The organism is Pseudomonas sp. QC2 (genome assembly GCF_002859085.1).
Classification (GTDB): Bacteria; Pseudomonadota; Gammaproteobacteria; order Pseudomonadales; family Pseudomonadaceae; genus Aquipseudomonas; species Aquipseudomonas petroselini.
In genome coordinates this window covers 147,180-160,614 of the sequence record NZ_PKKS01000004.1, presented here as the reverse complement: position 1 = coordinate 160,614, position 13,435 = coordinate 147,180, and the positions used below count along the sequence as shown (strand labels likewise).

The window sequence follows — 13,435 nt, the reverse complement described above, 5'->3', positions numbered from 1 at the left end:
TCCTCTTGATGAACGGTCCTACAGGGATGTTGGTTGAGTATGGCCGTTATTAGCGGCAATACCCTTCGCCGGTATCGACAATCAGGCAGTCCTTTTTATCCGCCAGCCATTTCAGCCCGGTGGCTTCACCGTCACCGGCGCGCAGCAGTTGTGGGCCGTCCGGACGGTTGAAGGCGATGCCGTCTTCATTGGCCTCACCTTTGAAGGTGCCGGCGTCATCGGCGTCGAGGCCGTATTGCATGGTGAGGAGGTAGTGACCACGGCCGATGCTGTCGTCCTTGGCGATGGTCAGGTACAGGCCTTCGACGCCGATCCACTTGCCCACCCATTTGTCGGTAGGCGGCGTTTGCGGCACGAGGGTCGCTTGTACGGACGCCGGTGCGGGTTTTGGCGCTTCCTTGGATTCCTGATTACAGGCAGCCAGCAGAGCAAGGGCAGACAGAATAAAAAACGTTTTTTTCATAGCGGCAAGGCCTTGGTTAAAAAGTGTACAGCGCGAGGGCAATCGTGCAGCGTTGGACTCGAATCCCGTGATTTAGTGCGCTGTTCGCCCGGTGTTTGGTTATGCTCTTGGGGCAGACTCCGGCCCGGCTGCTAGATTACCGGGTTGAGCGCTGCTTCGTTCAGTGCTCAGCGTTCAGCTCGCCACGCAAGAGAATCCAATGACTGTCAGTACCCCCCTTTCCGGCATCAACCATCCTTTCAAAGGCATTCTGCTGATTGTACTGGCGACGTTCCTGTTCTCCAGCCACGATGCCCTGTCCAAATACCTGGCCGGGTTCTACCCGATCGTGATGGTGGTGTGGGCGCGGTACCTGGTGCACACCTTGTTGATGGCCGGCATTTTCCTGCCGCAATCGGGGTTGCGCGTACTGCGCAGCAAACGGCCGGGGATGCAGGTGGTGCGGGCGCTGTGTCTGCTGGGCACCAGCTTGTTCTTCACGGCGGCGCTGCATTACATCCCCTTGGCTGAAGCCACGGCAGTGAACTTCCTGGCGCCCATCCTAGTGACGGCGCTGTCGGTGCCGCTGCTGGGTGAGCATGTGACACGCGGCCAATGGCTGGCGGTGATCTGTGGCTTTATCGGGGTGCTGGTGATCATCCATCCAGGCGGCGAACTTTTCACGCCGGCGGTGTTGTTGCCGCTGTGTTCGGCGCTGTTCTTCTGCTTTTACCAACTGCTCACGCGCATCTTGAGTAAGTTCGACACCCCCACCACCAGCAACTTCTTTGCCGGGCTGTGCAATACCTTGGTGATGAGCGCCATGGTGCCGTTCTTCTGGCAGATCCCCACGCTGTGGCATGGCGTGTTGATGCTGGCCCTGGGCACGTGCGGCATGACCGCGCACTTGATGCTGACCCAAGCGTTTCGCTTCGCGGCGCCGGCTTTGCTGGCGCCGTTCGGCTATTGCCAGATCGTGTTTGCGGGGTTGTTGGGCTGGCTGGTGTTCAACCATACCCCCGATGTGACCACGGTGGTCGGCATCGGGGTGATCTGCATGAGCGGGTTGGCCGCTGCCTGGCAGCAGCGGCGCAGATAGCTCAGACGGTTGCTCAGACGTCTACGGTAGGGATCTTGCGCGGCGCCATGAAGTACATCCAGGTCAGCGCAATGAAGTACATTGCCGGGATCAGGGTGAACAACACTGTGTAGTTGTTGTTCGTCACGGTGAGGATGTGGCCGACGATCTGGGTCATGAACATACCGCCGATGGCCGCGCACATGCCGCCGAAACCAAACACCGTACTCATCATGTGCTTGGGCGTGTAGTCCATCACCAGGCTCCAGATGTTGGCGGTCCAGGCCTGGTGCGCACCAATCGCCAGGGAGATGGCAAACACCGCGACCCACAGCTGGCTGGAACCGGCGGCCATGATCACGCCGACGATGCAGCAGGCAAACAGCAGCATCGACAGCAGGCGTGCCTTGATCGAGTTCATGCCTCGGCCGATCAGGAACGACGACAGAATCCCACCCCCCACGCTGCCGAAGTCGGCGGTCAGGTAAATGATGATCAGTGGGATACCCATCTGGGTCACGTTGATGCCCAGGTTGTATTGCTGGTTCAGGAACGGCGGCAGCCAATACAGGTAGAACCAGAACACCGGCGCGGTGAGGGCATACGCGATGGCGAAGGCCCAGGTGCCGCGCATCCGCAGGATACGGCTGAAGGGGACGCCCGGTTGTTCCGGCTCGACTTGCTGCTGCACGTAGTCCAATTCGGATTGTTTGACCGAAGGGTGGTCTTCCGGGTTGTAGTACTTCAAACCCCAGAACACCAGCCAGATCGCACCGAGCGAGGCCATGCACAGGAACGCCGCCTGCCAGCCCCACACATGCAGGATCAACGGCAGCAGCATCGGGGTCATCATCGCGCCGACGTTGGTACCGGCGTTGAAGATGCCGGTGGCCACGGCACGTTCACCCGCCGGGAACCACAACCGCGTGGTCTTGACGCACGCCGGGTAGTTGGCGGCTTCGGTCAACCCGAGGATAAAGCGGCAGACCATAAAGCCCACCGCCGAGGTGGCCAGGCCGTGGGCGCCGGTTGCGAGGCTCCACAGCAGTACGGCGAAGAAGAACACGCGTTTGACGCCGACCCGGTCGATCAGGCGGCCTTGCAGCACAAAGCCGACGGCGTAGCCGACCTGGAACCAGAAGTTGATGTTGGCGTAGTCCATCGCCGTCCAGCTCATCTCTTTGGCCAGGATCGGTTGCATCACGCCCAGTGCGGCGCGGTCGATGTAGTTGAGGGTGGTGGCGAAAAACACCAGGGCCAGCATGCCCCAGCGCGTTTTGCCCACGGCCAGGGCGCCGCGGATCTTGTCGCCGATGCCGGCGTGCGGGTTGCCCGGGCGGTCGGCCAGGACGGAGTTTTGCAGAGGCATGTGGTTGTACCCGTTTTTTGAAATTTTTATGGTGTGTTCTGGGTCTTTGTTACTGGATCGATGGTGCGCAGCGCTTAAAAAATCGTCAATTCGCCAAACAGGCATAGTGTTCGATAATCGCACCAAAAACTAACCGGTTCGTACATTTTAATTGCTGTCGACAGTTTAGCGGCCAATAATTTGCCGTAAATAAGACCAGTCTCAAATGCCGGGAGTCGCCCATGCAACGCTCTATTGCCACCGTTTCCTTGAGCGGAACCCTGCCGGAAAAACTCGAAGCCATCGCGGCCGCCGGGTTTGATGGCGTCGAAATCTTCGAAAACGATCTGCTGTATTACGATGGCAGCCCGCGTGAAGTTAGGCAGATGTGCGCCGACCTCGGCATTGCTATCACGTTGTTCCAGCCGTTCCGCGACTTTGAAGGTTGCCGCCGTGACCGCCTGGCGCGCAACCTCGAGCGTGCCGAGCGCAAGTTCGACCTGATGCAGGAGTTGGGCACCGACTTGGTGCTGGTGTGCAGCAATGCCTCGGCCGATTGCGTGGGCGATGAACGCATTCTACTGGATGACTTGAGCCTGCTGGCCGAACATGCTGGCCGCCGTGGCCTGCGTATCGGCTATGAAGCCTTGGCCTGGGGCAAGCATGTGAACACCTGGCAACAGGTGTGGAACCTGGTGCGTCAGGTCGATCACCCCAGCCTGGGCGTGTTGCTCGACAGCTTTCACACCCTGTCGCTCAAGGGCGACCCGAGCGCCATTGCCGACATCCCCGGCGACAAGATTTTCTTCGTGCAAATGGCCGACGCGCCGGTCCTGGCCATGGACGTCCTGGAGTGGAGCCGGCATTTTCGCTGCTTCCCCGGCCAAGGCGAATTCGACCTGGCGGGTTTCCTCGCACCGATCATCAAGAGTGGCTACACCGGGCCACTGTCCCTGGAGATTTTCAACGACGGCTTCCGCGCCGCGCCAACTCGGGCGAACGCAGCGGATGGCCTGCGCTCCTTGCTGTACCTGGAAGAGAAAACCCGCGAGCGCCTGAAACAGGAAGCGCCCGCGCAACCTGCCGAGATTCTGTTTGATACCCCGGCGGCCAGCGAATACGACGGCATCGAGTTCCTCGAGTTTGCCGTTGACGAAAGCCTCGGCGCCAAGCTCACTCATTGGTTGGAACGCCTGGGGTTCGTCAAGGCCGGGCAGCATCGCTCCAAGAGCGTGAGCCTGTTGCGCCAGGGCGATATCAACCTGATTCTCAACTGTGAACCCTATTCGTTTGCCCACAACTTTTTCGAAGCCCACGGGCCGTCGTTGTGCGCCACCGCGATTCGGGTCAAGGACAGCGCGAAGGCGCTGGAGCGGGCGGTGGCGTACAAGGGCCAGCCGTATCGCGGCCTGGTCGGGCCCAACGAGTTGGAGCTGGCGGCGGTGCGCGCGCCGGATGGCAGCCTGATTTACCTGGTGGACCCGAGCGAAGGCGGGCTGTACGACACCGACTTCAACCTGCAGCCCGCCGCTTCAACCAGCGGCGGCTTGTTGCGCATCGACCACATGGCCATGGCGTTGCCGGCCGACAGCCTCGACAGTTGGGTGCTGTTCTACAAGAGCCTGCTGGATTTCGAAGCCGACGACGAAGTGGTGCTGCCTGACCCTTACGGCTTGGTGAAAAGCCGCGCCCTGCGCAGCCGCTGCAGTTCGATCCGCCTGCCGCTGAATATCTCCGAGAACCGCAACACGGCCATTTCCCACGCACTGTCGAGCTATCGCGGCTCGGGCGTGCACCACATTGCCTTCGATTGCGCGGATATTTTCGCCGAAGTGCGCCGCGCCAAAGACGCGGGTGTGCCGCTGCTGGATATTCCGCTCAACTATTACGATGACCTGGCGGCGCGTTTCGATTTCGACGACGAATTCCTCAGCGAGCTGGCGTACTACAACGTGCTGTACGACCGCGACGCCCAAGGCGGTGAGTTATTTCACGTGTACACCGAGCCGTTTGAAGGGCGGTTTTTCTTCGAGATCATCCAGCGCAAGAACGGTTATGCCGGCTACGGCGCGGCCAACGTGGCGGTGCGCCTGGCGGCGATGGCCAAATCGCGCAGCGGTGCGGTGCGCCAGGCGCGTTTATAACGGCTGGCCGGGTGCTTCCTTCGGGAGGCCTCGCGGCCCATAATCAGCGCCTGCATAACACTGGCCGTGAGCGCACCATGACCTCCGAGGCACCCCGCAAGAGCCGGAAGAACAACCCGGAAAAGACCCGCGAAAACATACTCCAGGAAGCCATTGTCGAGTTTGTCCAGCAGGGCCTTTCCGGCGCTCGCGTGGATGCGATCGCCGAGCGCATCCACACCTCCAAACGCATGATCTATTACTACTTCGGCAGTAAGGAACAGTTGTACGTCGAGGTGCTGGAGAAGCTCTACGGTGACATCCGCAACACCGAAACCCGCATGAACCTCACCGCCCTGGAACCGCGTGATGCTATTCGGCGGCTGGTGGAGTTCACGTTTGATCACCACGACCAGAACGTGGATTTCGTGCGCATCGTCAGCATCGAAAATATCCACAATGCCGAATACGTGAAGCGTTCGGATTCGATCAAGGCGATGAACAGCAACATCCTCGAGGCGCTGGGTGCGACGTTGCGTCGTGGGGCCGAGATGGGCGTGTTTCGGGAAGGGTTGGAGCCGCTGGATGTGCACTTGCTGATCAATTCGTTCAGCTTTTACCGGGTGTCCAACCGCCATACGTTCAGTGAGATCTTTCAGATCGAACTGTCGGATGAGGCGATCAAGCAGCGGCACCGCGAGATGATTTGTGAGTCGGTGATGCGCTACTTGCAGGCCTGAGTACTCAGGTTGGAATGCAATCAAATGTGGGAGGGGGCTTGCCCCCGATTGCGGCAGGCCAGTTCCTGATAAGGTGGCTGATCCACCGCCATCGGGGGCAAGCCCCCTCCCACATTTTGCTCCGGTTTCTACCGTCAGGTATTCATGCTTTGGAAGTGCAGCAGCATCCGCTGTGCATCCGGCGCTTCTCCACTGAACAACTCAAACGCCTTCACCGCCTGAAACACCGCCATGTTGCCGCCATCCAGCGTGCGGCAACCCAAGGCGCGGGCGTCGCGCAGCAGTTGGGTTTCCAGCGGGAAGTACACGATTTCGGCGACCCATAATTCAGCCCGCAACAAGGACGCAGGCACCGGCGTGCCGGGCAACTTGGCCATGCCCATCGGTGTGGTGTTGACCAAACCATCGGCCTCGGCCATCGCATTTTCCAAGTGTGTGCCGACCTGCGCACGCCCCGTGCCGAAGCGCTGAGCCAGGTTATCCACAAGGTCGCGCGCTCGGCTGGCGTCCACATCGAAAACACTCAAGTGCTCCACGCCTTCCGCCAGCAGCGCATGGGCCACTGCTGCACCTGCACCGCCGGCGCCCATCTGCACCACGCGTTGGCGGGCGACGTCGTTCAAGTTGCGCCGAAACCCTTCGGCGAACCCAAGGCAATCGGTGTTGTGGCCGATGCGTTTGCCGTCCTTGAACACCACCGTGTTAACCGCGCCAATGCCCCGGGCTTCGTCGGACAATTCATCAAGCAATGGCAGGATTGCCTGCTTGCACGGGTAGGTGATGTTCAGCCCGGTAAAGTGCATGAGCTCGGCGGCCTCCAGCAAGTCGGGCAGGGCATTGATGTCCAGGCGCAGCGGTTCAAGGTCGATCAGGCGATACAGGTAGCGCAAACCTTGGGCATCGCCTTCCTGTTCATGCAGGGCAGGGGTGCGCGAGGCCTGGATGCCGCTGCCGATCAAGCCGGCGAGAATGCGCGGTTTCATCGGGCCGCCCCTTTGAGCAGGTGGCTGAAATGTTCCAGGGCCAGGTGGTAGCCATGGCTGCCGAACCCGGCAAGCACCGACTTGGCGATGGGCGATACGAAAGAGTGATGACGGAACGCCTCACGGGCATGCACGTTGGACAGGTGCACTTCGATCACCGGCACTTCGCTGGCGACCAGCGCATCGCGAATCGCCACCGACGTGTGCGTCCAGGCTGCCGGGTTGATCACAATACCGGCGCAACGGGCGCGGGCGCCGTGGATCCAGTCGAGTAATTCGCCTTCGTGGTTGGTCTGGCGAAATTCGATTTTCAGCCCGAGCTGTTCGGCGCTGCGGCCACACAGGGCAGCGACATCGGCCAGGGTTTCATGGCCATAGGTGGCGGGCTCACGGGTGCCGAGCAGGTTGAGGTTGGGGCCGTTGAGCACCAGCACGATGGGCGGCATAGGGAGGGTCTCCACAGTTATTGTTCGTTGTGGGGATAAAATGTACTGGTTAGTTAATTTGGTCAATTGATGGCAGCGGATCTGTTCGATTATCGAACTGTTAATCAGACCCTTCGCGCGCTGGAATCAGATTAGATATCAATTGAAAATCATTCTCGACAACGCTTAAGATGCCCGCCTGTTTCCTTAACATTCCAGGGAGTCGGTTTGTCGGACGTGGATCTCAAAGGCCTGTTTCTCAAGCACGCCGATACCTTGCGTGGGTATCTGGCACGCAAGGTACGGGACCCGCAGTTGGCCGCAGACCTGGTGCAGGAGAGCTTCCTGCGCCTGGCGGAAAAACCGGCCGGCGAGCGCATCGACAACTCCCAGGGCTATCTCTATCGAACGGCGAGCAATCTGCTGATCGACCATATTCGCCAGGAAGCACGGCGCAAGACAGACTCCGTGCCCCATGAGGCGCTGGCCGAGATTGAAGATGACGTGGCCGGGTTGGAGGCTCAGGCAATGGCGCAGCAACAGCGACAGGCATTGAAGCAGGCACTGGCGGAGTTGCCGGAACGTACCCAGCAGATTTTCCGTCTCAACCGCATCGAAGGCATGACCCACGCCCAGGTCGCCCGGCACCTGGACATTTCTGACAGTTCCGTGCAAAAGCACTTGGCCAAGGCGTTGGCCTACGTGATGCAGCGCTTGCAGGAAGGCGAGGTGGCGCCATCCGACGAATGAATTACCGAAAAATGCCAGGTCAGTCGTCACAGCGTTACATAACGAAAAATTCGAGATTCACACGTGAATAGCCAGGGTCCGCAACAGCACAGCATTACCGAGGCAGCCGCCGAGTGGGCGGTGCGCTTGCACGCCGGTGCCCTGACCGACCAGGAGCAGGCCGAGCTGCAGCATTGGATCGCCTGCGACAGCCGCCACGAAGCGGCCTTGCGCTTTGCCGAACAGACGTGGGCGGCATTGGGTGAGGTGTACAAGGATGAACCGCTGCAGCGTCAACGCCCGCCGGCGGCGACGCTGCCGGTGCGCCGGTCCAAGCGACGCAGGCCATGGCAACGTGCGGCGGCTGTCGCGCTGGTCGTGGTGGTGGCCGGTGTTGGCTGGGTGCGCGGGCCGGACGTGTTGTTGCGCCTGCAAGCCGACTACATCACCCAGAAAGGCGAGGTGCGCACCGTGCACCTGGCCGATGGCAGTACCGTAGAGCTGGATTCCGGCAGTGCCATTCGCCTGGACTACGACGGTGTGCAACGCCGTATCAGTCTGCTCCAGGGCTCGGCGATCTTTGATGTGGCGCCGAGGGTGGGCCAGGAAACCCGGCCGTTTGTGGTGCAGAGCGCCGGGGGGCAAACCCGTGCACTGGGCACGCGGTTTGTGGTGGCGCGCGAGGGCGATGGCCAGGCGTGGGTTGGGGTGCTGGAGCACAGTGTCGAGGTTTCCCTGCAAGCTATCCCGAAAAAAGGTCCGGCCGACAGGGTGCTTAAGGAGGGCCTGGCTGCACGCTACAACCTCCAGGAAGGCATCGTGCCCATCGACCAGCTCGATGTAGAGCGGGCCACCAGTTGGCGCCGCGGTGTGTTGATCTTTGATCGCCAGCCGCTGGCAAAGGTCATCGAGCAACTTAACCGCTACCGTCCTGGGCGTGTGGTGCTGGCGGATTCGGCGCTGGGGGATCGTGAGGTCAGCGGGGTGTTTCGGCTTGATATGCTCGACACTGCCCTTGGCATTCTCACCCAGGAGCTGCACGTGCAGCGTTTGGATCTGGCGGGCCTCAGCTTGATCTATTGATTGTCCTGTAGGTGTGGGCTGGACCTGTGGTGAGTTAGGCCTGCTCCCGCTGGCGGCCTGACAGCTGACCGCGATCCAAATGTGGGAGGGGGCTTGCCCCCGATAGCGGTGTGTCAGTCGATTCATCAGGTGACTGGTTCAGCGCCATCGAGGCATCGGTATCTACACCACCCTGGGTATAGCGCTGGACCTGTGGCGAGGGAGCTTGCTCCCGCCGGCGGCCTGACAGCTGACCATAATCTAACGGTTACCCCGCGATCCAAATGTGGGAGGGGGGCTTGCCCCCGATAGCGGTGTGTCAGTCAATTCATCAGGTGACTGATTCAGCGCCATCGGGGCCTCGGTATCTACACAATTCTGGCTATGGCGCTGGACCTGTGGCGAGGGAGCTTGCTCCCGCTGGCGGGCTGGTAGACGACCAGGATGTTGGATCAGACCGGGTACATATCCGTTATTTAGGTCACGGCCACTATGGGTTCCGCCCTTACGGCGGGTCACTTTTGGAAAAGGCCCAAAAGTAACCAAAAGGCCTTCGCCCCAACACTCGGCACCTCGCCTAGGCTCGGTGTGCCCGTAATCCGCCAGGGATTTGGGGGGCCGCCGCCACGCGCCATCCATGGCGCGGGGCGGCTAAACCGGCATCCCTGCCGGTTTACCCCCCAAATCCCTGTCGAATTACGGCCAGCGTGTTTGATGGGGCGCCTGAGATCAAAAGCACGATCAAGATCAAGAGCGGCTCGCTTCGCATCGTGGTTAGCGTTGGCGTGTCCGTATCTATGGCTATCGCCGGCAAGCCGGCTCAGTTTCCTGCTTGAACCCCTTCGTTAAAAAACTTTTGGAAAAGTCTTACTGACTTCCTGCGCTTCGCACGTCTTGCTAGGTGAGAAGCATTCGCATAAACAAAAAACGCTTAGCGCAGGGAACAATCGAAATGTCAGCACTCAACAAGGGGCGTATCACCGGTAGCCGGTTAGCCCTTTCCATTCACTTGGGCCTGTTCGCCGCAGTGGCGCCGGTGTATGCCGCGCAGCCTCAATCGGGCGCTACCCAACCTGCTGTGTTGACGTTCGATATCCCCGTGCAATCTCTCGGCAGTGCCGTGCTGGCCTTCGCCGACCAGGCTGGCTTGCAGGTGTTGTTTGACAGCCAGCGCCTGCAAGGCTTGAGCAGTACGGCGATCAAGGGCAGTTTCAGCGTGCAGGAAGGCCTGGGCCGTTTGCTCGGTGCCGCGCCGGTGGAGTATCGCTTTACCGGCGAGCGCCAGGTCACGCTCAACCGCGTCAGTGACGATCACGACGGCGCCATGACCGTGGGCACTACCACCATTACCGGTAACACCAATGGCCAGGCCAGCGATTGGGTGTACCAGACCCCAAAGTCCGTGGCAGTCATCAGCCGTGACATGATCGACAAGCGCCCACCCCGTCACGCGGCCGACATGCTGGAGGAAACTGCGGGGGTCTACACCGCCGTTGACCAACGCGACCCTGGTCTTTCCGTGAACATTCGCGGCGTTCAGGACTATGGCCGTGTGAACATGAACATCGACGGCATGCGCCAGAACTTCAACGTCAATGGGCACCAGCAGCGCAATGGCACCATGCTGATTGACCCGGAGTTCATTTCCAGCATCGAGATCGACAAGGGCAGCCAGTCGGGGCAGGGTGGGGCGGCCGTACTCGGCGGGATCGCCTCGTTCAAGACCCTGGAGGCCAGCGAGTTCCTCAAGGACGGTAAAGAGATCGGCGGACGTTTTCGCGCGGGCAGCGGTATCGGTGAGCTGGGCAACGGTACCTACTTCAATGGCAGTGGCGTGTTTGCCTTTGGTGATGAGCGCGGCGATGTGCTGCTCGGCTACAGCGAGCGCCATTTCGGCAACTACCGGGCCGGCACCCACAATGACCAGAACCTGGGCACCAATCTGCGGGCCAGGAAGTATGCCCCGGTCGCCTTCGACGACTGGTTGAACAGCGAAGTCGGTGATACCGGCAGCGTGACCCGGTCGCAGATCGTCAAGTTCGGCCTGAACCTGCCCAACGATCAGCGCGTGCAATTGAGCTACCTGGAAAGCGATACCGACAGCAATGACGCCTGGGGCTACATCAGTGATGATCTTCAGAGCAGCTATTACGTACGCACCGGCAAGAACAACCTCAACGCGAAAAACGCGGCGCTGGACTACAGCTACAGCCCGGATAACGCGCTGATCGATTTCAAGGCCAAGCTCTATTACGTCACCACCCAACTGGATCGTTCCAACGCCGGCAACCTCGCGTCCCTGAGTTCCGGCAACTATACGCCGGCATACACCGACCATTTCCAGACCGATACCTGGGGCCTGCAGGGCGAAAACACGGCGCGCTTCGACCTGGGCCGCGTGGGGCATCTGAGCTGGAACTATGGCCTGGAGATGTATCAGGACACCTTCAAGCCCAGTACCAACAAGATCGAGTCCACCAACACGATCAACTCCGGATCACTGCCCTACACCCCCAGTGCCGACCCGGAAGGCAAGCGCACCATCGCCAGTGTGTTCAATAACCTGCAATACGAATATGACGACTGGCTGACCGTGGATGCCGGGCTGCGTTACGACCGTTATCGGCTGGAGGGTGTCACCGGGATGACGCTGTGGAAGCGCGACCGGTTTTACACCAGTACGACGGGCGCGAAGCGTGTCGAGGACATTTTTGATATCGACCGTGAAGACGGACGGTTTTCGCCGACCTTCGGTATCGGCATCAAGCCTGGGGTCGACTGGCTGCAACTGTATACCCGCTGGGGCAAGGGCTGGCGCCCGCCGGCTGTCACTGAAACCTTTATGAGCGGCCGCCCCCACGGGGGTGGTTCGAATGAACGGGTATTCCCCAATCCTTACCTGAAGCCAGAGGAGTCTCGCGATTGGGAAGTGGGGATGAACGTGTTCAAGGAGTCGCTCTTTTTCAATGACGACCGACTGGGCATCAAGGTGGCGTACTTCGACACCAAGATTAAGAATTTCACCTTCCTCAATACCAGTGTGAGTTTGCCGGAGACGTCCGTTGGGGGTTTCAACGGGATCATGGCGTATACCAACAACCTCAATGACACGCGGTTCAGGGGCCTTGAGTACCAACTCAACTACGACATGGGGCGTGCGTATACCAACCTTAGTTACACGCACATGATCGGCAGCAACGAGTTCTGTTCGAAGAACTACTACCTGGGCGGGGCCAAGAAGGCCGGTCCCAGCACCACCGTTATCGAACGGTTTACCCGGCCCAACGGCACCATCGGTTTCCGCCCTGTGACCCGCTACGAATTGTTGGATGACGAGGCCGCCAATGCCAAGGAAAGCTGCGGCAAGATCATGGGCAACGCCACCTACACCCCTGCTGATCGCGCGTCGTTGACGTTGGGCGCGCGCTTTTTGGACAAGCGCCTGGATACCGGTGTGCGTGTTCGCTACAGCTCGGGTAACGGGGAAAACCTGGACAACCAGGGCTACAACCTGATCGACCAGGCCATGTGGCCCAAATACACCGTGTATGACGTCTACGCCAGTTACTGGATGACCGATCAATTGAACATCGCGTTGGCGTTGGAAAACGCCACGGACGAAGCGTATTTCGTCGCCATGGGCGATGCCAACAACCTCAGCCTGGCTCGCGGCCGGACCTTGAGCGGAATGCTCGAATACAAATTCTGATACCGGTGCCACGGCACCGCATCAACCACGGTTTTGCCCAGGGTTGGGTAAAAAGTGCGCAGCTGCGCATTGATCAATAGCGCTGTAATTATGAGGTTTAGTGATGACTATTTCTGTTAGCTACGAGTCGTACCTGGGCACTACTTCGCTGTCTGACTACCTGTCGGACTGGGCTCTTGGTTTTGCCACGGCAGGTCATGGCACTGGCGGCAACAACGGTGGTTTCAGCAACGGGACCTTCGCCGGTGACCAATACGCGTCCCATGGCGCCAACAACTCCGACTACGCGTTCATCGCCGACAGCGACACCAGCAACGGCCTGCACTACGTGTTCAATCCAACACTGCCGGCCAGCAGCAACTTGAACCACTACCTGTGGGGCGAACTGGATAACGTCGAGCTGGGCACCGGCCTGACCGGCGGCAGTGGCAGCGACTTCGACCTGAGTGCCTACAAAGTCGCCTTCAATGGCCTCGACCTGTCCGCCGCCGAAGGTGCAGGCCGCGTCGGCAACGATGTGCAGAGCGTGATCTACGGCTTGATCCAGGGCAACACCAGTGCACTGGAATCGGCACTCAACGAGCTGCTGGGCGCTATCGACCCGAGCCTGTCGACGGCCAACACCTTCGACGAGATCTCCGCCGGCCTCGCGGCCCACGCGGCGTCCTCGACCACCACCGACGTTGCACTGGTGGGCGTGCAGGACGTGGCCCAGGACTGGGCACTCGCGGCCTAAATCCGCTGCATGAAAAAAGCGAATGGAAGATCGCTCTCCCATTCGCCGCATGACACACCG

General features: G+C 60.2%; 11 protein-coding genes. 7 read left to right on the top strand and 4 right to left on the bottom strand.

Going from position 1 to position 13,435, the window contains the following annotated elements; all coding sequences use genetic code 11:
* Nucleotides 1–49: 49 nt before the first annotated feature.
* Complete coding sequence (locus tag QCBJ_RS04550) at nucleotides 50–463, bottom strand: lipoprotein (protein ID WP_102060222.1); 414 nt, start codon at nucleotides 461–463, stop codon at nucleotides 50–52.
* Between the two features lie 199 nt (nucleotides 464–662).
* On the opposite strand from QCBJ_RS04550, the gene QCBJ_RS04545 reads away from it, so the two are divergent.
* A complete protein-coding gene (locus tag QCBJ_RS04545) occupies nucleotides 663–1,541 on the top strand; it encodes a DMT family transporter (RefSeq protein ID WP_046036589.1) in 879 nt (292 codons plus the stop codon).
* Nucleotides 1,542–1,554: 13 nt separating this feature from the next.
* On the opposite strand, the gene QCBJ_RS04540 is transcribed toward QCBJ_RS04545, so the two are convergent.
* The gene (locus QCBJ_RS04540) at nucleotides 1,555–2,889 is read right to left on the bottom strand and encodes an MFS transporter (RefSeq protein ID WP_015886016.1); all 1,335 of its coding nucleotides are present in this window, start codon (nucleotides 2,887–2,889) and stop codon (nucleotides 1,555–1,557) included.
* A gap of 221 nt (nucleotides 2,890–3,110) precedes the next feature.
* On the opposite strand from QCBJ_RS04540, the gene quiC reads away from it, so the two are divergent.
* Together quiC and QCBJ_RS04530 are read left to right on the top strand one after the other, a co-directional pair.
* A complete protein-coding gene (gene quiC / locus QCBJ_RS04535) occupies nucleotides 3,111–5,012 on the top strand; it encodes a 3-dehydroshikimate dehydratase QuiC (protein ID WP_015886015.1) in 1,902 nt (633 codons plus the stop codon).
* Nucleotides 5,013–5,089: 77 nt separating this feature from the next.
* Entirely contained in the window at nucleotides 5,090–5,731 is a 642-nt protein-coding gene (locus tag QCBJ_RS04530; RefSeq protein ID WP_043205941.1) for a TetR/AcrR family transcriptional regulator, read from the top strand.
* A 134-nt stretch (nucleotides 5,732–5,865) separates the two neighbouring features.
* Here the strand turns inward: QCBJ_RS04530 and QCBJ_RS04525 are convergent, their stop codons facing one another.
* Nucleotides 5,866–6,714 carry a shikimate dehydrogenase gene (locus QCBJ_RS04525; protein ID WP_102060221.1) on the bottom strand — a complete coding sequence of 283 codons (849 nt, stop codon included), beginning with the start codon at nucleotides 6,712–6,714 and terminating at the stop codon, nucleotides 5,866–5,868.
* Nucleotides 6,711–7,160 (bottom strand): type II 3-dehydroquinate dehydratase, encoded by a 450-nt coding sequence (aroQ, locus tag QCBJ_RS04520; protein ID WP_015886012.1) that lies wholly within the window; start codon nucleotides 7,158–7,160, stop codon nucleotides 6,711–6,713. Before aroQ ends, QCBJ_RS04525 begins: the two co-directional genes overlap by 4 nt.
* Before the next feature lie 207 nt (nucleotides 7,161–7,367).
* Here aroQ and QCBJ_RS04515 point away from each other — a divergent pair, with 207 nt between their 5' ends.
* The 4 genes from QCBJ_RS04515 to QCBJ_RS04495 all read left to right on the top strand — a co-directional run bounded on the left by QCBJ_RS04515 (nucleotide 7,368) and on the right by QCBJ_RS04495 (nucleotide 13,375).
* Nucleotides 7,368–7,889 carry an RNA polymerase sigma factor gene (locus QCBJ_RS04515; RefSeq protein WP_015886011.1) on the top strand — a complete coding sequence of 174 codons (522 nt, stop codon included), beginning with the start codon at nucleotides 7,368–7,370 and terminating at the stop codon, nucleotides 7,887–7,889.
* Nucleotides 7,890–7,952: 63 nt separating this feature from the next.
* Complete coding sequence (locus QCBJ_RS04510) at nucleotides 7,953–8,951, top strand: FecR family protein (protein ID WP_102060220.1); 999 nt, start codon at nucleotides 7,953–7,955, stop codon at nucleotides 8,949–8,951.
* A gap of 931 nt (nucleotides 8,952–9,882) precedes the next feature.
* Nucleotides 9,883–12,639 (top strand): TonB-dependent receptor, encoded by a 2,757-nt coding sequence (locus QCBJ_RS04500; protein WP_093544256.1) that lies wholly within the window; start codon nucleotides 9,883–9,885, stop codon nucleotides 12,637–12,639.
* Between the two features lie 103 nt (nucleotides 12,640–12,742).
* Nucleotides 12,743–13,375 (top strand): heme acquisition protein HasA, encoded by a 633-nt coding sequence (locus QCBJ_RS04495; protein WP_015886008.1) that lies wholly within the window; start codon nucleotides 12,743–12,745, stop codon nucleotides 13,373–13,375.
* The last annotated feature ends 60 nt before the right edge of the window (nucleotides 13,376–13,435 follow it).